General features: G+C 68.0%; 17 protein-coding genes. 8 read left to right on the top strand and 9 right to left on the bottom strand.

Features of this window, described 5'->3' with window-relative positions; translation table 11 throughout:
* Nucleotides 1–53: 53 nt before the first annotated feature.
* From def to WS96_RS10750, 5 genes are all read right to left on the bottom strand, one after another.
* Nucleotides 54–587: a peptide deformylase gene (def, locus tag WS96_RS10770; RefSeq protein ID WP_034207668.1), complete on the bottom strand. Its 534-nt coding sequence runs from the start codon at nucleotides 585–587 to the stop codon at nucleotides 54–56.
* The gene (gene ligA / locus WS96_RS10765) at nucleotides 584–2,659 is read right to left on the bottom strand and encodes an NAD-dependent DNA ligase LigA (RefSeq protein ID WP_059832442.1); all 2,076 of its coding nucleotides are present in this window, start codon (nucleotides 2,657–2,659) and stop codon (nucleotides 584–586) included. Before ligA ends, def begins: the two co-directional genes overlap by 4 nt.
* 165 nt (nucleotides 2,660–2,824) lie before the next feature.
* On the bottom strand, nucleotides 2,825–4,114 hold the full coding sequence (locus tag WS96_RS10760) for a cell division protein ZipA C-terminal FtsZ-binding domain-containing protein (protein ID WP_059832440.1): 1,290 nt from the start codon (nucleotides 4,112–4,114) through the stop codon (nucleotides 2,825–2,827).
* 85 nt (nucleotides 4,115–4,199) lie between these two features.
* Nucleotides 4,200–7,712 (bottom strand): chromosome segregation protein SMC, encoded by a 3,513-nt coding sequence (gene smc / locus WS96_RS10755; protein WP_059832439.1) that lies wholly within the window; start codon nucleotides 7,710–7,712, stop codon nucleotides 4,200–4,202.
* 139 nt (nucleotides 7,713–7,851) lie between these two features.
* The gene (locus WS96_RS10750; protein ID WP_034207671.1) at nucleotides 7,852–8,793 is read right to left on the bottom strand and encodes a DMT family transporter; all 942 of its coding nucleotides are present in this window, start codon (nucleotides 8,791–8,793) and stop codon (nucleotides 7,852–7,854) included.
* Between the two features lie 159 nt (nucleotides 8,794–8,952).
* Here WS96_RS10750 and dapC point away from each other — a divergent pair, with 159 nt between their 5' ends.
* From dapC to cls, 6 genes are all read left to right on the top strand, one after another.
* Nucleotides 8,953–10,185: a succinyldiaminopimelate transaminase gene (gene dapC / locus WS96_RS10745; protein ID WP_059832436.1), complete on the top strand. Its 1,233-nt coding sequence runs from the start codon at nucleotides 8,953–8,955 to the stop codon at nucleotides 10,183–10,185.
* Nucleotides 10,186–10,229: 44 nt separating this feature from the next.
* The gene (dapD, locus tag WS96_RS10740) at nucleotides 10,230–11,057 is read left to right on the top strand and encodes a 2,3,4,5-tetrahydropyridine-2,6-dicarboxylate N-succinyltransferase (RefSeq protein WP_006478479.1); all 828 of its coding nucleotides are present in this window, start codon (nucleotides 10,230–10,232) and stop codon (nucleotides 11,055–11,057) included.
* A complete protein-coding gene (locus tag WS96_RS10735) occupies nucleotides 11,057–11,425 on the top strand; it encodes an ArsC family reductase (RefSeq protein ID WP_034207673.1) in 369 nt (122 codons plus the stop codon). Before dapD ends, WS96_RS10735 begins: the two co-directional genes overlap by 1 nt.
* A 90-nt stretch (nucleotides 11,426–11,515) precedes the next feature.
* Nucleotides 11,516–12,655, top strand: coding sequence for a succinyl-diaminopimelate desuccinylase (gene dapE, locus WS96_RS10730; RefSeq protein ID WP_034207674.1), 1,140 nt, complete (start codon nucleotides 11,516–11,518; stop codon nucleotides 12,653–12,655).
* Between the two features lie 11 nt (nucleotides 12,656–12,666).
* A complete protein-coding gene (gene prmB, locus WS96_RS10725) occupies nucleotides 12,667–13,575 on the top strand; it encodes a 50S ribosomal protein L3 N(5)-glutamine methyltransferase (RefSeq protein WP_059832435.1) in 909 nt (302 codons plus the stop codon).
* Between the two features lie 120 nt (nucleotides 13,576–13,695).
* Nucleotides 13,696–15,135 carry a cardiolipin synthase gene (gene cls, locus WS96_RS10720; RefSeq protein WP_059780840.1) on the top strand — a complete coding sequence of 480 codons (1,440 nt, stop codon included), beginning with the start codon at nucleotides 13,696–13,698 and terminating at the stop codon, nucleotides 15,133–15,135.
* A 57-nt stretch (nucleotides 15,136–15,192) separates the two neighbouring features.
* Here cls and WS96_RS10715 read toward each other — a convergent pair whose 3' ends face one another.
* Nucleotides 15,193–15,672, bottom strand: coding sequence for a glutathione peroxidase (locus tag WS96_RS10715; protein WP_011549528.1), 480 nt, complete (start codon nucleotides 15,670–15,672; stop codon nucleotides 15,193–15,195).
* A 136-nt stretch (nucleotides 15,673–15,808) separates the two neighbouring features.
* Here WS96_RS10715 and WS96_RS10710 point away from each other — a divergent pair, with 136 nt between their 5' ends.
* Entirely contained in the window at nucleotides 15,809–17,740 is a 1,932-nt protein-coding gene (locus tag WS96_RS10710) for an ATP-binding cassette domain-containing protein (RefSeq protein WP_034207677.1), read from the top strand.
* Nucleotides 17,741–17,913: 173 nt separating this feature from the next.
* Here WS96_RS10710 and WS96_RS10705 read toward each other — a convergent pair whose 3' ends face one another.
* From WS96_RS10705 to alr, 3 genes are all read right to left on the bottom strand, one after another.
* Nucleotides 17,914–18,180, bottom strand: a complete 267-nt coding sequence (locus WS96_RS10705; RefSeq protein WP_034207678.1) for a DUF2866 domain-containing protein — start codon at nucleotides 18,178–18,180, stop codon at nucleotides 17,914–17,916.
* Between the two features lie 144 nt (nucleotides 18,181–18,324).
* Nucleotides 18,325–19,701, bottom strand: a complete 1,377-nt coding sequence (gene radA / locus WS96_RS10700; protein ID WP_034207679.1) for a DNA repair protein RadA — start codon at nucleotides 19,699–19,701, stop codon at nucleotides 18,325–18,327.
* A gap of 11 nt (nucleotides 19,702–19,712) precedes the next feature.
* Entirely contained in the window at nucleotides 19,713–20,783 is a 1,071-nt protein-coding gene (gene alr / locus WS96_RS10695; protein WP_059780838.1) for an alanine racemase, read from the bottom strand.
* A 218-nt stretch (nucleotides 20,784–21,001) separates the two neighbouring features.
* Between alr and lplT the strand changes: the two genes are divergently transcribed.
* The gene (gene lplT / locus WS96_RS10690) at nucleotides 21,002–22,309 is read left to right on the top strand and encodes a lysophospholipid transporter LplT (RefSeq protein WP_059832433.1); all 1,308 of its coding nucleotides are present in this window, start codon (nucleotides 21,002–21,004) and stop codon (nucleotides 22,307–22,309) included.
* Nucleotides 22,310–22,355: the final 46 nt, after the last annotated feature.

Genomic DNA, 22,355 nt, shown 5'->3' with positions numbered 1-22,355 from the left:
CAAGAAAAAACCCGCTCGCGCGGGTTTTTTTCTTTTCCGGGAAGCGCGGCCAATCAGTCGTCGTCGGCCGGATCGAGCCCCGGGAACAACACCTCGGTGAAGCCGAAGCGCGTGAAGTCGGTAATCCGCATCGGATACAGCTTGCCGATCAGGTGATCGTATTCGTGCTGGACCACGCGCGCGTGGAACCCCTCGGCGACACGATCGATCTTCTCGCCGAACTGGTCGAAGCCGCTGTAGCGCACCTTCGCGTAGCGACTGACGACGCCGCGCATACCCGGCACCGACAGACAGCCTTCCCAACCCTCTTCCATGTCCGGCGGCATGTACTCGATCTTCGGGTTGATCAGCACGGTCTCGGGCACCGGCGGCGCATCCGGGTAGCGGTTGTTGTTGCCGAAGCCGAAGATGATGATCTGCAGCCCGATGCCGATCTGCGGCGCGGCCAGCCCGGCGCCGTTCGCATGGTGCATCGTCTCGAACATGTCCGCGACGATCTCGTGCAGCTCGGCCGTATCGAACCGCTCGACCGGCTGCGCGATTTCGAGCAGGCGCGGATCGCCCATCTTCAGGATCTCGCGAATCATGGCGTATTGCCCTCCAGGAGTTGGTGCAGACCGTCTTCGTCCAGCACGGGGATGCCGAGTTCCTCGGCCTTCGCGAGCTTGCTGCCGGCTTCGGCGCCCGCGACCACGTAGTCCGTCTTCTTCGATACCGAACCGGCCACCTTGGCGCCCGCCGCTTCGAGCATCTCCTTCGCCGCATCGCGCGTGAGATTCGGCAGCGTGCCCGTCAGCACGACGGTCTTGCCGGCGAGCACGCCCTGCGGCGCCTTCGGCGCGGGCGGCCCTTCCGGCCACGTGACCTTGCCCGGCGCGCGCAGTTGCTCGATCACCGTGCGGTTGTGCTCTTCCGCGAAGAACTGGTGAATCGACTCGGCGACGATCGGCCCGACGTCGTTGACTTCGAGCAGTTCCTCGATCGACGCGTCCATGATCGGCGTCAGCGAGCCGAAATGCTTCGCGAGATCCTTCGCGGTCGATTCGCCGACATGGCGGATGCCGAGCCCGTAGATGAAGCGCGCGAGCGTCGTATGCTTCGCCTTCTCGAGCGAGTCGAGCAGGTTCTGCGCGGACTTCTCGGCGAACCGGTCGAGTTCGGCCAGCGTCGCGAAGCCGAGATTGAACAGGTCGGCCGGCGTACGCACCAGATTCAGCTCGACGAGCTGGTCGATGATCTTCTCGCCGAGGCCGTCGATATCGAGCGCGCGGCGCTGCGCGAAATGCCACAGCGCCTGCTTGCGCTGGGCCGGGCAGAACAGCCCGCCCGTGCAGCGCGCGATCGCCTCGTCCGGCAGGCGCTCGATCTTCGAGCCGCACACCGGGCATTCGGTCGGCATCACGAACTCGGCCGCATCCGCCGGGCGCCGGTCGAGCAGCGCGCCGACAACTTCCGGTATCACGTCGCCCGCGCGGCGCACGATCACGGTGTCGCCGATCCGGATGTCCTTGCGACGCACTTCGTCTTCGTTGTGCAGCGTCGCGTTGGTCACGGTCGCGCCGCCGACGAACACCGGCTCGAGACGCGCGACCGGCGTGATCGCGCCGGTACGGCCGACCTGCACGTCGATCGCGACGAGCTTCGTCAGCGCTTCCTGCGCGGGAAACTTGTGCGCGAGCGCGAAGCGCGGCGCACGCGACACGAAGCCGAGGCGCTCCTGCTCGTCGCGCCGGTTGACCTTGTAGACGACGCCGTCGATGTCGTACGGCAGCGCATCGCGCTTCTCGCCGACCTTGCGGAAGAAGCCGAGCAGGCCTTCGGCGCCGTGCACGACCGCGCGCTCGCGGTTCACCGGCAGGCCGAACGCCTCGTACCAGTCGAGCAGCGCGCTGTGCGTGTCGGGCATCGGCATGCCGTCGAGCACGCCGATCCCGTACGCGAAGAACGACAGCGGACGCTGCGCGGTGATCTTCGGGTCGAGCTGGCGCAGGCTGCCCGCCGCCGCGTTGCGCGGGTTCGCGAATTCGCGCTGCTCGGCCGCGCGTTGACGTTCGTTCAGGCGTGCGAAATCGCGCTTGAACATCAGCACCTCGCCGCGCACGTCGAGCACGGCCGGCACGTGCTTGCCCTTCAGCTTCAGCGGAATCGAGCGGATCGTGCGCACGTTCTCGGTCACGTCCTCGCCCGTCGTCCCGTCGCCGCGCGTCGATGCCTGCACGAACACGCCGCGCTCGTAGCGCAGCGAAATCGCGAGGCCGTCGAACTTCAGTTCGCACGCGTATTCGACGGGGTCCGTCACCGAGCCGGCGAGATCGGTCGTCTTGGCCAGCGCGTCGGCGACGCGCTTGTCGAACGCGACGATGTCCTCGTCGGCGAAACCGTTGTTCAGCGACAGCATCGGCGCATCGTGCACGACCGGCGTGAAGCCGCCGGCCGCTTCGCCGCCGACGCGCTGCGTCGGCGAATCGGGCGTCACGAGTTCGGGATGGTCGGTCTCGAGCTGCTGCAGCTCGCGGAACAGCCGGTCGTATTCGGCGTCGGGCAGATCCGGCTGGTCGAGCACGTAATAGGCGTAGTTCGCCCGCTCGAGTTGGTCGCGCAGCCACGCGGCACGCGCATCGGGCTGGCTGGCTGGCGGTTCGGCTTGGGTTCGGGCCATGCTGGCGGCAGATTCGTTCTGAAAAAATCGGATACCCGATTATCTCAGTTTGACGCCGCGGCGGGGCACGCAATGCGGGCCCGATGACGTGCTGCGGCGCACACGAAACGGTGCGCGCCGCAGCGGCGAACGACGGCGCCGCAGCTCGCCGTCCGCGCCGTCGCGTTACTGGCTGAAGAGGCGCCGCGTGACCGGCGAACCGGCCGGGATGCCGGCCTCCTCGAGCTTCGCGTACAGCTTCATCAGTTGCTGCTCGATCGCGAGCAGCGTCGACTCGGGCAGCGGCCGGCGCGAATCGTCGACGACGCGTGCGCCGATCCGCTCGGACAGCGATTTCGCGTAATCGCACATCAGCCGGAACGGCAGGATGTCCTCTTCGGCCACCGGCACGTCGAGCACCAGCGTGATCATGTTGCCGCCCTTGTACGTCAGGTCGTCGCGCAGGAAGTTCGTATCGCCGAACTGCAGCATGAACACCGGGTTCTGCTTCGCGTCGAGCTTCACGAAGCGCGTGCCGTCGCGCGACAGCAGCAGCCCGTCCTGGGAAGCGACCGCCTGCACGTAGTTCGCGGACCACGGCGCGCCGTCCGACATCACGTTGATCGACAGCTGTGCATCGCACTGCGCGGCAAACGCGTCGAGCTCGCGCGCCATCGCGACCGTTTCCATCATGTCCGGGAATTCCGGCGCGCCGTCGATCGCGTCGGCGAACTGCTGGACGCCCGTCACGAATTCGGAGAATTCGAGCTCGTTCAGCGCGCCGCTGCGGTTCGCGAGCTGCGCGGCCGCGCGCAGCTCTTCATAGCGCACGCCGTTCTGCAACAGCTCCCACTGGCCGCCTTCCGGCTTGCCTTCGATATGCACGGGCTTGCTGCCCGCACGGCGCAGCCGCTGCGCGGCCGGCAGGATCTTGTCGCCCGGCAGCGGACCGGTGAGGCGGATCGGCACGATGCAGTCGATCCGGCGGTCGACGATCGCGGGCGGCGCCGACGAGACCGTCGTCGCGGCCGGCATCACCGGTTCGGTCGGCTCGGCCGATTCGGCCGCCGCTTCGCGTGCGGCGGCGGGCACGGCTTCTTCACCGGCAGCCGGTTCGGTCGATTCGGACGACGTGTCGACGCCCGTCGCCTCGGCCTGCAGGTCGGCCGGCATATCGGCCGGCGCCGCCCCGCCGGCGGCCCCGCCGAACGTCGGCTCGACGCGCGCGGCGTCGGCCGCGGTCGCCGTCGCCGTCGCGATCGGTGCCGCGGGTTCGCGGCGCACCGGCTGACGCACCGGTTCGATGAACGGCAGCTCTTCGTCGCGCTCGGGGCGGTTCATCGCCTCGGTCGCTTCCTCCGGCATCGGGCGCGGCATCCTGCGCCGCACTTTCGCGCCCTGCCATGCGTTGTAGACCACGACGCCGCCCACCACGACGGCGCCCGCGCCGATCAAACCGAGTGTCAACTCGTCCATGCACGCTCCATCAGCAATTCTTTTTCGTCGGGACCGCGAACGGGCGCCCATGCGCCGCGCGAACGCGGTCCGGTTTCGTCAAACGTCAATTCTGGGCAAAACCCGCGGCGGTTTCCATGTCCACCGCAACGATCCGCGACACGCCCTGCTCCTGCATCGTCACGCCGATCAGTTGCTGCGCCATTTCCATCGCGATCTTGTTGTGCGAGATGAACAGGAACTGCGTCTTGTCGGACATCGCGCGCACGAGATTCGCGAAACGCTCGGTGTTCGCGTCGTCCAGCGGCGCGTCGACCTCGTCGAGCAGACAGAACGGCGCCGGGTTCAGCTGGAACATCGCGAACACCAGCGCGGTCGCGGTCAGCGCCTTCTCGCCGCCCGACAGCAGGTGAATCGTCGCGTTCTTCTTGCCGGGCGGCTGCGCCATCACCTGCACGCCGGCATCGAGAATCTCGTCGCCCGTCATGATCAGCTTCGCCTGGCCGCCGCCGAACAGGCGCGGGAACAGGTCGCTGAAATGACGGTTGACCTCGTCGAAGGTGCCCTGCAGCAGCGTGCGGGTTTCCTGGTCGATCTTGTGGATCGCGTCCTCGAGCGTCGTGATCGCGTCGATCAGGTCGGCCGATTGCGCATCGAGGAACACCTTGCGCTCGCTCGCGGCCTTCAGCTCGTCGAGCGCGGCCATGTTGACCGGGCCGAGCGCATTGATCGCGTTGTTCAGGCGCGTGACTTCGCCCTGCAGATACGACGGCTTCAGGTCCGGCGTCAGCTTCGCGGCCAGCGCGGCCTCGTCGACCTCGGCGGCCGCGAGCTGTTCGGCAAACTGCTCGACGGACAGGCGCGCGGCCTGCTCCTTCAACTGCAGCTCGGTGATGCGGTCGCGCAGCGGCTGCAGCGAACGCTCGGCGACGAGCCGCTGCTCGTCCGACGCGCGCAGCTTCGCGGTCAGGTCGTCGAGCTCGATCCGCGCGGCCTGCAGCGCCTCTTCCTTCACCGCGCGAATCTCGAGCGCGTCCTGCAGGCCGGTGTGCGCGGTCTGCTCGTTGATCGTCTCGAGTTCGGCGCGCGCGTCTTCCAGCGACGCGGCGACGCGCTCGCTCTGCTCGTGCGCCACCTGGATCGTGCGCTTGAGTTCGTCGATCCGCGTCACCGCGTTGCGTGCGGCGAAGCGCGCGTCGTTCGCGCCGCGCTCCAGGTCGCGCGCTTCCTGACGCGCCTGCGTCAGCGATTCGTCGAGCGACTCGAATGCGAGCTGATTGTCCTCGAAACGCGCCTGCAGTTCCGCGAGCTCGCCGTCGAAGCGCTCGAAATTCGCTTCCGACTCGGCACGCAGCGCACGCTGCTCTTCGATCTGTGCGCCGATTTCCTCGAGTTCCTCGCGAATCTGCGTGCTGCGCTGCGTATAGCGTTCGTGCGCCTGCGCGAGCTTCAGCACGTCCATCTGCAGCGCATGCACGCGCTGCGTCGCACGCTCGGCCTGCGCGCGCACGTCGCCGAGCGCCTGCGTGGCCTGCGTGTGCGCGGCTTCCGCACGCACGGCAGCCGTGCGCGCCTCGTCGGCGAGCAGCGCCTGCGCACGCACCTGGCGCGCCAGGTTTTCGATTTCCTGCTGGCGGGCCAGCATCCCGGCCTGCTCCGAATCGGCGGCGTACAACTGCACGCCGACGCGCGTGACGATATGGCCGGCCTTGACGACAAACGCGCCGCCTGCCGGCAACTGCGCGCGCGTCGCGAGCGCCTGCGCGACGTCGTCGGCGACATAGACGTTGCCGAGCCAGTCGTTCAGCACCGCGCGGATGCCCGCGTCGTCGATGCGCACGAGCGACAGCACCGGCCGCAACCCGGCCACCGCCGCGGGCGGCTCGCCGGCCGCGGGCGGCGCGTAGAACGCGAGCTTCGCGGGCGGCGCATCGGTCGCGAACGCCTTCACCCAGTCGAGATTCGATACTTCGAGCGCGGCGAGACGCTCGCGCAGCACGGCCTCGAGCGCCGCTTCCCAGCCGGCCTCGACGTGCAGCTTCTTCCACAGACGCGGCAGCGCGCCGAGTTCGTGCTTGTCGAGCCACGGCTGGATCTTGCCTTCGGTCTGCACGTTCTCCTGCAGCTGCTTGAGCGCGGCGAGCCGCGCCTCGAGCTGGTGAATCTGCGCGCTCTCGGCCTGCACGCGCTCCTGCGCGGCACGGCGCTCGCCGTCGAGGCGCGGCAGCGCCTCCTGCGCATCGCTCAGACGTGCCTGCGCTTGCGCGAGGATCTCTTCCTGCTCGGCAAGCTGCATGCGCAACTCCTCGAGCTGCGCTTCATCGGGCGCATCCAGCCCGCCCGCTTCGCTCTTCAGGCGCTCGTGGCGCTGCTGAAGCTGCTGGAGCTGCTGGTCGGCGTTGCGCTGGTGCGCGGCTTCGAGCTTCAGCGACTGCTCGGTCTGCGCGATCCGCGCGCGCTCGTCGTTGAGTTGCGCCTGCGCGTCGCGCCACTTCGCTTCGAGCGCCGGCAGCGCATCGTGCTTCGCGGCCGCGTTGTCTTCGGCGAGCGCGGCCTTCTCGTCGGCCATCGCGCGCGCCTCTTCGGCTTCCTCGAGTTCGTCCTGCGACTTCTCGGCCTGCGCGCGCCACTGCTCGCGCTGCGCGTTCAGCGCGGCGATCTGCGCCTGCACGCGATTGCGCGATTCGACGATGAACTTGATCTCGGCTTCGAGGCGGCTCACCTCGGCGTTCGCTTCGTAGAGCGCGCCCTGCGCGCCCTGCATCGCGTCGCTCGCCGAGTAGTGCGCGACGCGCAGCGTCTCGAGCTGCGCCTCGACTTCGCGCAGCTTCGCCGTCTGCGCTTCGAGGTCGATCTGCGCCTGTTCGATCGCGCGCTGCTGCTTCTGCTGCTCGCCGGCGGCCTCGTTCTTGCGCAGCAACCACAGCAGGCGCTGCTTCTCCTCGCCGTCGGCGACGAGTTCCTTGTACTTGGTCGCGACCACCGCCTGCGCCTCGAGCTTCTCGAGGTTCGCGCCGAGTTCGCGCACGATGTCCTCGACGCGCGTCAGGTTCTCGCGCGTATCGTGCAGGCGGTTCTCGGTTTCGCGGCGGCGTTCCTTGTACTTCGACACGCCGGCGGCTTCCTCGAGGAACACGCGCAGCTCTTCCGGCTTCGCCTCGATGATCCGCGCGATCATGCCCTGCCCGATGATCGCGTACGCACGCGGCCCGAGGCCCGTGCCGAGGAAGATGTCCTGGATGTCGCGGCGGCGCGCCGGCAGGTTGTTGATGTAGTAGCTCGACGTGCCGTCGCGCGTCAGCACGCGCTTGACGGCGATCTCGCCGTACTGGCCCCACTGCCCGGCCGCGCGGCCGTCGGAGTTGTCGAAGATCAGTTCGACGCTGGCCCGGCTGCCGGGCTTGCGGGCGGTCGAACCGTTGAAGATCACGTCCTGCATCGATTCGCCGCGCAGCTCGGACGCGCGCGACTCGCCGAGCACCCAGCGCACGGCATCGATGATGTTGGACTTGCCGCATCCGTTCGGGCCGACCACGCCGACGAGCTGGCCCGGAACCTGGAAATGCGTGGGATCGACGAAGGATTTGAAGCCAGCGAGTTTGATCGAGCTCAGACGCACGGCGGTATCGGATGTGAAGAAGGTGTGAAACGGACGGGGCCGCCCGGCGCGGGGCCGGAGAGCCCCTGCGCGCCACGCGCCCCGGAATTCAAAAACGGGGCCGCGCGCATCCAGCGTTGGGCCCCGCAAACGGCTTCCATCATACCATCGCGCGTGCGCCGTCCCGACCGTCGCCGGGTTTGTCCGGTGCCGGCGCGGCGCGATGGACCCGGCTCGACAGCAGCGTCGCCAGCACGATGCACGCGCCGCCCGCCCACTCGCGCGCGCTCGGCAGCTCGTTTGCGAACACCCACGCCGACAGCGCGGTGATCACGATCTCGAACAGCATGATGATCGACGCGCGGTTCGCCGGCACGCGCGCGAGGCCGTACTGGACGAGCAGGTTGTTCGACGCCATCGTCACGCCGATCGCCGCGACGATCAGCGCGGCCACGCCCAGCTGAGCGCTCGCCGGCACGGCCGGCAACCCTTCGAACAGCGACGCGATCGCGCCGAACACGGCCGCGCCGCCGAACAGCGTCGCGGTGCGCATTTCGGCGCGCATGTCGGGCAGCTCGCGGCTTGCCTTGATCACCAGCACGTTGCTCATCGCGAAGCTCAGCCCGGCCGCGAGACCCGCCCATTCGGCCGGGTTGGCCGGCAGCGGCAAGCCGAGCGCCGGCGACCACAGCATCAGCATCGCGCCGCCGATCGACAGCGCAGCCAGCCCTGCGCCCGCCCAGGTCAGCCGTTCGCGCAGCAGGAAGTGCGCGTAGATCGCGGTCCAGGCCGGCGTCAGGTAGAACAGCAGCATCACGCGCAACACCTCGCCGTGGATCGTGCCCCATACGAACCCGAGGTTCGTCACGCCGGCCGTCACCGCGATGCCCGGCAGCACCCAGTGCCAGCGCAGCGTCGCGATCGTGCGGTGCCGCGCGACGATCACGAACAGGAACGCGACGAGGCTCGTCAGCGCGCTCGCGAGCGTGCCCGTCACGCCGAGCGACGCGAGGATCCGCAGCGGATACCAGATCAGGCCCCATACCGACGCGCCGATCAGGATGGCCAGCGTCGGCAGGCTGCCGCGTACCGCGTTGTTCATTTGATTCGATACCCTTTATTCGACCGGCCCAGCCGCCGCGCCGGCAGGCCGTGACCGCATTTCGTCACGTTATAATCGTTCGCTGCGACCCGCGCGCCCGCCGCGCCCGTTCGCAGCCGCGCGGCGCGCCCGCCGCTTCTTTCGCTCCAACCGGCCGCGATGGCCGCTTCGCCCGTGAACCCTCGACTCGACTCGCTCCAGCCCTATCCCTTCGAAAAGCTGCGCGCCCTGTTCAAGGACGTGACGCCTTCCGGCGACCTCAAACCCATCAGCTTCGGCATCGGCGAGCCCAAACACGCGACGCCGGCGCTGATCCGCGACGCCGTGGTGGCCGCGCTCGACGGCCTCGCGTCGTACCCGGCCACGGCCGGCTCGGACGCGCTGCGCACGTCGATCGCGCGCTGGCTCGAGCGCCGCTACGGGCTGCCGGCGATCGATCCGGCCACGCAGGTGCTGCCGGTGTCGGGCTCGCGCGAGGCGCTGTTCTCGCTCGCGCAGACCGTGATCGACGCACGGCCGCGCGCGGACGGCAAGAAAGCGATCGTACTCTGTCCGAATCCGTTCTATCAAATTTACGAAGGCGCGGCCCTCCTGGCCGGTGCCGAACCCTATTTCGCGAACAGCGACCCGGCGCGCAACTTCGCGTGCGACTACGCGGCCGTGCCCGACGACGTGTGGGCGCGTACGCAGCTCCTGTACGTGTGCTCGCCCGGCAACCCGACGGGCGCCGTGCTGACGCTCGACGACTGGCGCGAGCTGTTCGCGCTGTCGGACCGCCACGGCTTCGTGATCGCGTCCGACGAGTGCTATTCGGAAATCTATTTCGACGAAGCGGCGCCGCCGCTCGGCGGCCTCGAGGCCGCGCACCGCCTCGGGCGCGGCTTCGAGCGGCTCGTGATGCTGTCGAGCCTGTCGAAGCGCTCGAACGTGCCGGGCATGCGCTCGGGCTTCGTCGCCGGCGACGCCGCGCTGCTGAAGCAATTCCTGCTGTACCGCACGTACCACGGCGCCGCGCTGTCGCCGGTCTGGCAGCACGCGAGCATCGCCGCGTGGAACGACGAGGCGCACGTGCGCGAGAACCGCGCGCTGTACGTGCAGAAGTTCGATACGGTCACGCCGATGCTCGCCGACGTGATCGACGTGAAACTGCCCGACGCCGCGTTCTACCTGTGGGCCAACGTCGCGCGCACCGGCCTGTCGGACACCGAGTTCGCCCGCCGCCTGTACGCCGACTATAATGTGACGGTTCTGCCCGGCTCGTATCTGGCGCGCGACGCGCACGGCACGAATCCGGGCCGCGATTTCATCCGGATCGCGCTCGTCGCGGGCACCCCCGAATGCGTCGAGGGCGCGCAACGCATCGTCGATTTCTGCCGCGCTCTCGCGCGGTAATCGTCCATCCCGATCAATTCCATCCATCTCCTGCGAAAACGAACATGTCGCAACAACTTCAGCAAATCATCGATACCGCCTGGGAAAACCGCGCCGAGCTGTCGCCGAAGGCCGCGCCCGCCGACGTCCGCGAAGCCGTCGCTCACGCGATCGAGCAGCTCGACAAGGGCGCCCTGCGCGTCGCCGAGAAAATCGACGGCAACTGGACCGTGCACCAGTGGCTGAAGAAGGCCGTGCTGCTGTCGTTCCGCCTGGAGGACAACGCGCCGATGCCGGCCGGCGGCTATTCGCAGTTCTACGACAAGGTGCCGTCGAAGTTCGCGAACTACACGGCCGAAGACTTCGCCGCGGGCGGCTTCCGTGTCGTGCCGCCGGCGATTGCGCGCCGCGGCTCGTTCATCGCGAAGAACGTCGTGCTGATGCCGTCGTACACCAACATCGGCGCCTACGTCGACGAAGGCACGATGGTCGACACGTGGGCCACCGTCGGTTCGTGCGCGCAGATCGGCAAGAACGTGCACCTGTCGGGCGGCGTCGGCATCGGCGGCGTGCTCGAGCCGCTGCAGGCGAACCCGGTCATCATCGAAGACAACTGCTTCATCGGCGCGCGCTCGGAAGTCGTCGAAGGCGTGATCGTCGAGGAAAACTCGGTGATCTCGATGGGTGTGTACCTCGGCCAGAGCACGAAGATCTACGATCGCGAGACGGGCGAAGTGAGCTACGGCCGCATCCCGGCCGGCTCGGTCGTCGTCGCCGGCAACCTGCCGTCGAAGGACGGCTCGCACAGCCTGTACTGCGCGGTGATCGTGAAGAAGGTCGACGCGAAGACGCGTGCGAAGGTCGGCCTGAACGAGCTGCTGCGAGGCGACTGATGGCGAAGCCGCACACCGTGGTCGTCTACGGCATTCCGAACTGCGACACCGTGAAGAAGGCCCGTGTGTGGCTCGACGATCACGGCGTCGAATTCGAGTTCCACGATTTCAAGAAGCTCGGGGTCAGCGCGCCGCTGATCGAAGACTGGCTGAAGGACGTGTCGCTCGACGCGCTCGTGAACAAGCGCGGCACCACGTGGCGCGGCCTGGACGACGCGATGAAGGCCGCCGCCGAAACGAAGACCGGCGCGGTCGCGCTGATGATCCACAAGCCGTCGGTCATCAAGCGCCCCGTGCTCGTCGTCAACGGCCGCGTGAAATCGCTCGGCTTCGCGGCCGATCAATACGCGGCGCTGTTTGCCGCATAGGGCCACCCGCGCGGCGCTCGCGGGCGCCGCCCGACGCCCTGTCGCTGCCGGCCACCGCGCCGGCATTTTTTATCGAAAGTGGTCCGAACCATGTCCGCCACCCTAGCCCTTACCGAACAACTGATCGCCCGTGCGTCCGTGACGCCCGACGACCAGCATTGCCAGCAGATCATGACCGAGCGCCTCGCGGCGCTCGGCTTCGAATGCGAGACCATCGCGTCGCACGGCGTGACCAACCTGTGGGCCGTCAAGCGCGGCGCCGACGGCCGCGACGGCAAGCTGCTCGCATTCGCGGGCCACACCGACGTCGTGCCGACCGGCCCGCTCGAACAGTGGACCTCGCCGCCGTTCATCCCCGCCCATCGCGACGGCAAGCTGTACGGCCGCGGCGCGGCCGACATGAAGACGTCGCTCGCGGCATTCGTCGTCGCATCCGAGGAATTCGTCGCGGCCCATCCCGGCCACCGCGGCGCGATCGCGTTCCTGATCACGAGCGACGAGGAAGGCCCGGCCACCGACGGCACCGTGAAGGTCGTCGAACTGCTGCAGGAGCGCGGCGAGCGGCTCGACTACTGCATCGTCGGCGAGCCGACGTCGAGCGCCGAGCTCGGCGACGTCGTCAAGAACGGCCGCCGCGGATCGATGTCCGGCGAACTCGTCGTCAAGGGCGTGCAAGGCCACATCGCGTATCCGCACCTCGCGAAGAACCCGATCCACCTGCTCGCACCGGCGCTCGCCGAGCTCGCGGCCGAACAGTGGGACGCAGGCAACGAATACTTCCCGCCGACCACCTGGCAGGTGTCGAACCTGCACGCCGGCACCGGCGCGACCAACGTGATCCCCGGCCACGCCGACTTGCTGTTCAACTTCCGCTTCTCGACCGCGAGCACGGTCGAGGGCCTGCAGGCCCGCGTGCACGCGATCCTCGACAAGCACGGCCTCGAATACACGCTGAAGTGGTCGGTGAGCGGCCTGCCGTTCCTCACGCCGCGCGGCGAACTCTCGGGCGCGCTGGAAAACGCGATCCGCGCCGAGACCGGCATCACGACCGAGCTGTCGACGACGGGCGGCACGTCGGACGGCCGCTTCATCGCGCGCATCTGCCCGCAGGTGATCGAGTTCGGCCCGCCGAACGGCAGCATCCACAAGATCGACGAGCATATCGAGGTGCGCTTCGTCGACCCGCTGAAGAACGTGTACCGACGCGTGCTCGAACAACTGATCGCCTGACGGAGCCTCGCATGACGACACCTTTCGCCACCATCCGCGACCTGCTGCGCTACGCGGTCACGCGCTTCTCGAAAGCGAAGCTCGCGTTCGGCCACGGCTCCGACAATGCGTACGACGAAGCGGCCTACCTCGTGCTGCATACGCTCGACCTGCCGCTCGACACGCTCGAGCCGTTCCTCGACGCGCGCCTGCTGCCCGACGAAATCGCGGCCGTGCTCGCGGTGATCGAACGACGCGCGACCGACCGCGTGCCGGCCGCCTACCTCACGCATGAAGCGTGGATGCACGGCCACCGCTTCTACGTCGACGAACGCGTGATCGTGCCGCGCTCGTTCATCGGCGAGCTGCTCGACGACGGGCTGCAGCCGTATGTCGCCGATCCCGAGCAGGTCGGCGCGGTGCTCGAACTGTGCACCGGCTCCGGCTGCCTCGCGATCCTCGCGGCGAGCGCGTTCCCGAACGCCGAGATCGACGCGGTCGACCTGTCGGACAAGGCGCTCGAAGTCGCGGAGATCAACGTGCGCGACTACGGTCTCGAAGACCGCATCGGGCTGCACCGCGGCGACCTCTATGCCCCGCTGCCCGCGTTCCGCACCGATCCCGACTCGCGCTACGACGTGATCCTGACGAATCCGCCGTACGTGAACGCCGCGTCGATGGCCGCGCTGCCGCCCGAATACCGGCACGAACCGGAGATGGCGCTCGCCGGCGGCGACGACGGGATGGACATCGTGCGGCGCATCGTCGTCGAAGCGCACCGCTGGCTGCATGACGACGGCGTGCTCGTCGTCGAGATCGGCAACGAGCGCGAGCACGTCGAAGCGGCGTTCGGCGGTCTCGAGCTCACGTGGCTGCCCACCAGCGCGGGCGACGACGCCGTGTTCCTGATCCAGGCGTCGGACCTGCCGCGCAAGGCCTGAGCGTTTCCGGCCCGCCCACCGTGCGGCGCACCGTTGCGCCGCACGGTTGGGTAAGATGCGCGGAGGCGGCCACCCGGCCGCACGACCTCCGGCATCCCCTCGGGAGTCCTTTACGCGCCCATGACCCTCGACTGGCTACATCTCGGCACCCTGATCCTGACCATCCACGTGCTCGGGATCGTCGCGGCGTGCCACGCAATCATGAACACGCGCACGTCGCAAGGCGCGATCGCGTGGGCCGTCTCGCTCACGGCCATGCCGTATCTGACGCTCGTTCCGTACCTGTTCCTCGGCCGCAGCAAATTCTCCGGCTACGTCGACGCTCGGCGCCACGAGCTGGACATGTTGCGCACGCACACACCGCGCGCGCCGTGGCGCACCACCGACGCGACCGACGGGCCGGCCGCCGACGCGCTCGGCCAGGCCGCCGTGCTCGCGCTCACGCGGCTCGGCGGCATGCCGTTCCTCGGCGGCAATTCGGTGCGCACGCTCGTGAACGGCGACGCGACGTTCTCGGCCATCCTGTCGGCGATCGACGCCGCGCGCGACTACGTGCTCGTCCAGTTCTTCATCGTGCGCGACGATGCGCTCGGCCGGATGCTGCGCGACTCGCTGCTCGCGCGCGCGGCCGCCGGCGTACGCTGCTGCCTGCTGTACGACAGCATCGGCAGCTTCGACCTGCCGCACGGCTATGTCGACGCATTGCGCCGGGGCGGCGTCGAGGTCCATCCGTTCGCGACCAACCGGAAATTCGTCAACCGCTTCCAGCTGAACTTCCGCAACCATCGCAAGATCGTCGTCGTCGACGGCAATCGCGCGTTCGTCGGCGGTCACAACGTCGGCGTCGAATATCTCGGCGCGAAGCCGCGCCTGTCGCCATGGCGCGACACCCACATCGAGATACGCGGCCCCGTGGTGGCGAGCATCCAGTACGTGTTCGCCGAAGACTGGCACTGGGCGACGCAGAAGCTGCCGCCCATCGCGCTGCCGCCGCCCGCGCAGCCCGGCGACGCCATGCATTGCCTCGCGGTGCCGATGGGGCCGGCCGACAAGCAGGAAACGGGCTCGCTGTTCTTCGTCGAATCGATCAATGCCGCGCGCGAGCGGGTCTGGATCACCACGCCGTACCTGGTTCCCGACGAAGCCGTGCTGTGCGCGCTGAAGCTCGCCGTGATGCGCGGCGTCGACGTACGCATCCTGATCCCGAGCCGGCGCGACCACTACGTCGTATTCGAAGCGTCGAAGCTTTACGCGCGCGACCTCGTCGATGCGGGCGTGAAGGTGTTCCGCTACCGGCCCGGCTTCCTGCACCAGAAGGTCGTGCTGATCGACCGCGTCGCGGCGGCGATCGGCAGCGCGAATCTCGACAACCGCTCGTTCCGCCTCAATTTCGAGGTCATGGTGCTGACCGTCGACCCGGCGTTCGCCGACGAGGTCGAAACGATGCTCGATGCCGACTTCGCGCTGGCGTACGAGGTCGATGCGGACGAATACCGGCAGTCGCCCGCCTGGCGGCGCATCGCGATGCACGTCGCGCGGCTGTTCGCGCCGATCCTGTAACGGCCCTGACGAGCGCCGCGCACGCTGCACCGGCGCGGCGCACGCCGCGCTGCGCCGTCACAGCAGCTTGTCGATGTCCGCGGCGATCTCATCGGGCTTGGTGGACGGCGCGTAGCGCTTGACGATGCGCCCTTCGCGGTCGATCAGGAATTTCGTGAAATTCCACTTGATCGCCTTGAGGCCGAGAATGCCGGGCGCCTCGTCGGTCAGGTAGCGATACAGCGGATGCGCATGGTCGCCCTTCACGTCGATCTTCGCGAACATCGGGAACGTGACGCCGTAGTTGCGCTCGCAGAACGCACCGATCTGCGCGGCGTCGCCCGGCTCCTGCTTGCCGAACTGGTTGCACGGGAAGCCGAGCACGAAGAAGCCGCGCGCCGCGTACTGGTCGTACAGCTTCTGCAGACCCGCGTACTGCGGCGTGAAACCGCACTCGCTCGCGGTATTGACGATCAGCAGCACCTTGCCGCGATACGCATCGAGCGAGACCGGCGCACCGGCGAGCGTCTCCGCGCTGAACGAATACAGGGTGGACATCGGGCACTCCTTATATGAAACCGGATCGACGTGGAGTCTAGGCGAAATTGCGCCGTTGCGGCATCGGCCGAGCGGCCGATGCCCGGCGCGACCGGCGCGCGGTCTAGAATAGCGGTTTTGGCCAGTCATTTCCGCCGTGATCCGTTTCAATCAGTTCAGCCTTGCGCGCGGCACCAAGCCGCTGTTCGAGTCGACCTCGTTCGTGCTCAATCCCGGCGAGAAAGCCGGCCTGATCGGCGCGAACGGCGCCGGCAAGTCGACGCTGTTTTCCGTCCTGCGCGGCGAGCTGCATTCCGACGGAGGCGATTTCTCGATGCCGCCGTCGTGGCGGATCGCCCACGTGTCGCAGGAAACGCCCGCGGTCGACCGCTCCGCGCTCGACTACACGCTCGACGGCGATGCCGCGCTGCGCGAGATCGAGGCCCGCATCGCCGCCGCTTCGGCCGCGCATGACGGCGCCGCCGAAGCCGACGCGCACGCGGCGTTCGCCGATGCCGACGGCTACACCGCGCCGGCCCGCGCCGAAGCGCTGCTGCTCGGCCTCGGCTTCACGCTCGCGCAAACGCGCGAATCCGTCGCGAGCTTCTCCGGCGGCTGGCGCATGCGGCTGAACCTCGCGCAGGCGCTGATGTGCCGCTCCGACCTGCTGCTGCTCGACGAACCGACGAACCACCTCGATCTCGATGCGATCGTGTGGCTCGAAGACTGGTTGCACCGCTACCCCGGCACACTCGTCGTGATCTCGCACGACCGCGAATTCCTCGATTCGATCTGCAACGTCACGCTGCATCTGGAAAACCGCCAGGTGAAGCGCTACGGCGGCAACTACTCGCAGTTCGAAGTGCTGCGCGCGCAGCAACTGGCGCTGCAGCAAAGCGCATACGAAAAGCAGCAGAAGACGATCGAGCACCTGCAGAGCTTCGTCGACCGCTTCAAGGCCAAGGCGACCAAGGCCAAGCAGGCGCAAAGCCGGATGAAGGCGCTCGAGAAGATGGAGTTGATCGCGCCCGCGCACATCGCGTCGCCGTTCACGTTCGAATTCCGCACGCCCGATGCCGCACCGAACCCGATGATGGTGATGGAGGACGTCCGTTGCGGCTACCGCGCCGACGACGGCGCGGACATCCCGATCGTCGAGCGCGTCGCGCTGTCGATCCAGAACGGCCAGCGCATCGGCCTGCTGGGCGCGAACGGCCAGGGCAAGTCGACGCTGATCAAGACACTGGCCGGCACGCTCGCGCCGCTGTCGGGGCACGTGCGCGACGGCAAGGGGCTGACGATCGGCTATTTCGCGCAGCACCAGCTCGAGACGCTGCGCGAAGACGATTCGCCGCTCGCGCACCTGGCGCGGCTCGCGCCCGACACGCGCGAGCAGGAATTGCGCGACTTCCTCGGCGGCTTCAATTTCTCGGGCGACATGGCGACCAGCCCGGTCGGGCCGTTCTCGGGCGGCGAAAAAGCACGCCTCGCGCTGGCGCTGATCATCTGGCAGAAGCCGAACCTGCTGCTGCTCGACGAACCGACGAACCACCTCGACCTCGAGACGCGCCACGCGCTGACGATGGCGCTCGCGCAGTTCGAAGGCACGCTGATCCTCGTGTCGCACGACCGTCACCTGCTGCGCGCGACGACCGACCAGTTCATGCTGGTCGCGAAGCACCGGCTGCAGCCGTTCGACGGCGACCTCGACGACTACCGCGACTGGCTGCTGCAGCATGCGGCCGAGCAGCGCGCGGCCGCGAAGGCCGACAGCGCGGCCGCCGCGGGCGCCGATCCGGGCGTCAACCGCAAGGATCAGAAGCGCCAGGCGGCCGAGGAACGCCAGCGGCTGTCGCAGTTGAAGAAGCCGCTGCAGACCCGCATCACGAAGCTCGAAAAGGAAATGGAAACGCTGCACGCCGAGAAGGCGCGCCTCGACGCGTTCGTCGCCGATCCGGCGAGCTACGAGGCCGCGCGCAAGACGGAGCTGACCGACGCGATCCGCAAGCTCGGCGAGGTCAACACGCGGCTCGAGACGGTCGAGGCCGACTGGCTCGCCGCGCAGGAAGAACTCGAGCAGATCGGCTGAACGCGGCCGCCGGGCCATCAGCCGACGATCGTGTCATCGGCGGCGCGGTGCGTCGGAGCGTCCATGCCCGACGAAACGGCCCGGCCGCGAAAACGACGAGGCCGGGCACCTGGCCCGGCCTCGTCGGTCACGGCTGCGTCGACATGGCCGCATCGGGCCGCCGCGTGATCCGTTCAGCGGCGCGGCAGCGTGTCGCGCGGCATCTGCTCGTCGTCGCCCATCAGGTATCGGCGCCCTTGGGTCGGCCGGCGAATCGCCGCGACGACTTCCGCTTCCGTCACATCCTCGGACACGACCTTGCGCGCCAAGCGGCCTTCTTCGTCGATCCATTCGACGATCCGGCATCCGCCGCCCCACGGCTGGCGAATCGGCTCCGATACGCGGCAGCCGCGCAGGTTGTAAAGGCGTCCGCCAGGCGCTTCCCCATACGATTTCAACATAGGTTCCCTTCGCATTGCGCGGTTCGACATTCCGGCAAAGGATAGGGAAAAGCAGTGTCCGGCGGGTTACAGCAGCCTACATATTCTTTACAGTGAATTACGCGACAGATCGTCCGGCGACGCCCGGCCCGCGCGCCGGATCGCTTATTCGAGATCGCGCACGCGGTCGATCGCCTGCTCGAGCCGCTCGACGGCCATCACGTTCAGCCCTTCGATCGCCTGTTTCGGCGCATTCGCCTTCGGAATCAGCGCGGACGTGAAGCCGAGCTTCGCCGCTTCGCGCAGCCGTTCCTGCCCGCGCGGAGACGGCCGGATCTCGCCCGCCAACCCCACTTCGCCGAACACGATCAGCCCTTTCGGCAGCGCCTTGTTGCGCATCGACGAGTGAATCGCGAGCAGCACCGCGAGGTCGGCGGCCGGTTCGGTGATCTTCACGCCGCCGACCGCATTCAGGAACACGTCCTGGTCGAAGCACGCGATGCCCGCGTGCCGGTGCAGCACCGCGAGCAGCATCGCGAGCCGGTTCTGCTCGAGGCCGACCGCGAGCCGGCGCGGGTTCGGCACGTGCGCCGTATCGACGAGCGCCTGGATTTCGACGAGCAGCGGGCGCGTGCCTTCCTGCGTGACGAGCACGCACGAACCGGGCACGACCTGCTCGTGCTGCGACAGGAACAGCGCGGACGGGTTGGCTACGCCGCGCAGCCCGCGCTCGGTCATCGCGAACACGCCGAGCTCGTTGACTGCGCCGAAGCGGTTCTTGAACGCACGCACGAGCCGGAACGACGAATGCGTGTCGCCCTCGAAATACAGCACCGTGTCGACGATGTGCTCGAGCACCCGCGGGCCGGCCAGGTTGCCCTCTTTCGTCACGTGCCCGACCATGATGATCGCGGTGCCCGACTGTTTCGCGATGCGCGTGAGCTGCGCCGCGCATTCGCGCACCTGCGCGACCGAGCCCGGCGCCGACGTGAGCGCGTCCGAATAGACGGTCTGGATCGAGTCGATGACGGCCACGTCCGGCCGCTCCGCATCGATCGCGGCCTGGATCTTCTCGAGCTGGATCTCGGCGAGCAGCTTCAGTTCGGCCGCCGGCGCGCCGCCGTCGAGCAGCGCGAGCCGTTGCGCGCGCAACGCGATCTGCGCGGCCGATTCCTCGCCGCTGATATAGAGCGCGCGCCGCTCGCTCGCGATATCCGCGAGCGACTGCAGCAGCAGCGTCGATTTGCCGATGCCCGGATCGCCGCCGATCAGCACGACGCCGCCGGGGACCAGCCCGCCGCCCAGCACGCGGTCGAATTCGCCGATGCCGGTCGAGAAGCGCGGCACGTCGGCAGCCTCGATGTCGACGAGACGCTGCACCGGCGCCCGCTTCGCGAGCGACTGGAAACGGTGCGCAGCCGGTGACTCGGCGACCGATTCGACGAGGGTGTTCCAGGCCTGGCACGACGGGCACTGGCCCTGCCACTTGGGGGTCTGTCCGCCGCACTCGCTGCAGACGTAAACGGTTTTCTGTTTGGCCACGCGCGACGCCCTTATTCCGCTCGCACCGGCACGCGCGCGGCGATCGCGCACATCAGCTCGTAGCCGATCGTGCCGCAATGGCGCGCGACGTCGTCGATCGGCAGCGCGTTGCCCCACAGCTCGACGCGCGCGCCGACGCCGGCCTGCGGGCACGGCGTCAGGTCGACGGTGATCATGTCCATCGAGACGCGACCGACGATCCGCGTGCGGATGCCGTCGACGATCACGGGCGTGCCTTCCGGCGCGACGCGCGGATAACCGTCCGCGTAGCCGCACGCGACGACGCCGATCCGCATCGGCGCCTGCGCGGAGAACGTCGAGCCATAGCCGATCGCCTGACCCTTCGCGATCGTCTGCACCGCGATCAGCTCGGATGCGAGCGTCATCGCGGGCTTCAACCCCGTGTCGGCGATATCGGACGACAACCCGGACGGCGACGCCCCGTACAGCACGATCCCCGGGCGCACCCAGTCGAAGTGCGTGTCCGGATGCCACAGCACGGCCGCCGAATTCGCGAGACTGCGCGCGCCGGCGATGTTTGCCGCGCCGCGCTCGAACGTCGCAAGCTGCTCGGCGACGCCGCGCTCGTTGTCCGCGTCCGAAAAATGGGTCATCAACGTGATCTGGCCGATGCCCGGGCACGCGCGCGCGCGCTCCCATGCGGCACGGTACTTCTCCGGCGCGTAACCGAGCCGGTTCATCCCGCTGTTCATCTTGAGCTGCACGTTGACGGGCTTCGACAGCCGCGCCGTCTCCAGCATCCGCATCTGCTCGTCGTTGTGGACGGTCGTCGTCAGGCTGTAGCGGTCGATCACGTCGATGTCGGTCGAGCGGAAGAAGCCTTCGAGCAGCAGGATCGGGCCGGCCCAGCCGAGCTCGCGCAGCTTCACGGCCTCGTCGAGGTCGAGCAGGCCGAAGCCGTCGGTGCCGCGCAGGCCCGGAAACGCGCGAGCGAGACCGTGGCCGTACGCATTGGCCTTGACGACCGCCCAGACCTTGGACGGGCCGGCAAAGCGGCGGACGACGGAGAGATTGTTCGCGAGAGCGGCGGTGTGGATGGTGGCGGAGATCGGGCGCGGCATGGGAAATTTACGTAAAGACGCTTGCGAATCATCAGCTTACCGCGCCTTTTGAGCACCGAAGCCGGCAATTTGCGGAACGATCGGGGAATCTTGCTAGTCCGAATTCGCGTATTTTCATGTTATAAAGCCGTGCGCACAACCCATTTCGAACGGAATAAGCCGATCGCATACCAGGCGGCCTACGCGGCCCTGCCGCAGCGACGAAAGCATCGCATCAGATGAAAAAAGGTTTTTACACCATCATGGCCGCGCAGTTTTTCTCGTCGCTGGCCGACAATGCGCTTCTCATCGCCGCCATCGCCCTGCTGAAAGACCTCCACGCCCCCAACTGGATGACACCGCTGCTGAAGCTGTTCTTCGTGTTGTCGTACGTGGTGTTGGCGGCGTATGTCGGTGCGTTCGCGGATTCGCGCCCGAAGGGCCGCGTGATGTTCATCACCAACTCGATCAAGGTGGTCGGCTGCATGATCATGCTGTTCGGCGCCCACCCGCTGATCGCATACGGGATCGTCGGCTTCGGCGCAGCGGCCTACTCGCCCGCCAAGTACGGGATTCTCACCGAGCTGCTGCCGGCCGACCGGCTGGTCGCCGCGAACGGCTGGATCGAAGGCACGACCGTCAGCTCGATCATCCTCGGCACCGTGCTCGGCGGCGCGCTGATCAGCCCGCACATCGCATCGCACGTGATCGCGCACACGCCCGCCTGGATCGGCACGCCCGCCGAAGCCGCGATGGCGATCATCATGGCGATCTACGTGGTCGCCGCGCTGTTCAACCTGCGCATTCCCGACACGGGCGCCCGCTATCCGAAGCAGGAACGCGGCCCGGTCAAGCTGCTCACCGATTTCGCCGACTGCTTCATGGTGCTCTGGCGCGACAAGCTCGGCCAGATTTCGCTCGCGGTCACCACGCTGTTCTGGGGGGCCGGCGCGACGCTGCAGTTCATCGTGCTGAAATGGGCCGAGGTGTCGCTCAACATGTCGCTGTCCGAAGGCGCGATCCTGCAGGCCGTGGTCGCGGTCGGCGTCGCGGGCGGCGCGATCGCCGCCGCCGCCCGGATTCCGCTGAAGAAGTCGCTGACCGTGCTGCCCGTCGGCATCGTCATGGGCATCGCGGTGATGCTGATGGCGTTCTACACGCGCGACCTGTTCCCGTCGCACTGGGCCGTGCACTTCGGCCACCTGCGCCTGCCGTTCTACCTGATCGTCGCCTACGTCTTCCTGATCGGCGTCGGCGCGCTGTCCGGCTACTTCGTCGTGCCGATGAACGCGCTGCTGCAGCATCGCGGCCACGTGCTGCTGTCGGCCGGCCATTCGATCGCGGTGCAGAACTTCAACGAGAACCTGTCGGTGCTCGTGATGCTGTGCCTGTATGCGGTGCTCGTGTGGCTCGACGTGCCGGTCGGCGTCGTGATCGTGCTGTTCGGCACGTTCGTCTGCCTGACGATGTGGCTCGTGATGCGCCGCCACCAGGCGAACCAGCGTCAGTTCGACTCGGTCGCGCTGATCGGCGAATCGCGGCACTGACGCTACACTCTCCGTTTTCGTCCGCCGGCGCCGGTCCTCGAACCGG

Source organism: Burkholderia sp. MSMB1835 (assembly GCF_001526365.1).
In the GTDB taxonomy this organism is placed as follows: domain Bacteria; phylum Pseudomonadota; class Gammaproteobacteria; order Burkholderiales; family Burkholderiaceae; genus Burkholderia.
This window is presented reverse-complemented; position numbering and strand designations above follow the sequence as displayed.

Bases quoted from the DNA above. Each gene is read 5' to 3' on its own strand.
- dapE (WP_034207674.1), top strand. From the start codon at position 11,516: ATGTCCGCCACCCTAGCCCTTACCGAACAACTGATCGCCCGTGCGTCC.
- dapC (WP_059832436.1), top strand. From the start codon at position 8,953: ATGGCCGCTTCGCCCGTGAACCCTCGACTCGACTCGCTCCAGCCCTAT.
- WS96_RS10750 (WP_034207671.1), bottom strand. From the start codon at position 8,793: ATGAACAACGCGGTACGCGGCAGCCTGCCGACGCTGGCCATCCTGATC.
- WS96_RS10760 (WP_059832440.1), bottom strand. From the start codon at position 4,114: ATGGACGAGTTGACACTCGGTTTGATCGGCGCGGGCGCCGTCGTGGTG.
- lplT (WP_059832433.1), top strand. From the start codon at position 21,002: ATGAAAAAAGGTTTTTACACCATCATGGCCGCGCAGTTTTTCTCGTCG.
- WS96_RS10705 (WP_034207678.1), bottom strand. From the start codon at position 18,180: ATGTTGAAATCGTATGGGGAAGCGCCTGGCGGACGCCTTTACAACCTG.
- alr (WP_059780838.1), bottom strand. From the start codon at position 20,783: ATGCCGCGCCCGATCTCCGCCACCATCCACACCGCCGCTCTCGCGAAC.
- prmB (WP_059832435.1), top strand. From the start codon at position 12,667: ATGACGACACCTTTCGCCACCATCCGCGACCTGCTGCGCTACGCGGTC.
- cls (WP_059780840.1), top strand. From the start codon at position 13,696: ATGACCCTCGACTGGCTACATCTCGGCACCCTGATCCTGACCATCCAC.
- WS96_RS10735 (WP_034207673.1), top strand. From the start codon at position 11,057: ATGGCGAAGCCGCACACCGTGGTCGTCTACGGCATTCCGAACTGCGAC.
- def (WP_034207668.1), bottom strand. From the start codon at position 587: ATGATTCGCGAGATCCTGAAGATGGGCGATCCGCGCCTGCTCGAAATC.
- ligA (WP_059832442.1), bottom strand. From the start codon at position 2,659: ATGGCCCGAACCCAAGCCGAACCGCCAGCCAGCCAGCCCGATGCGCGT.
- WS96_RS10715 (WP_011549528.1), bottom strand. From the start codon at position 15,672: ATGTCCACCCTGTATTCGTTCAGCGCGGAGACGCTCGCCGGTGCGCCG.
- dapD (WP_006478479.1), top strand. From the start codon at position 10,230: ATGTCGCAACAACTTCAGCAAATCATCGATACCGCCTGGGAAAACCGC.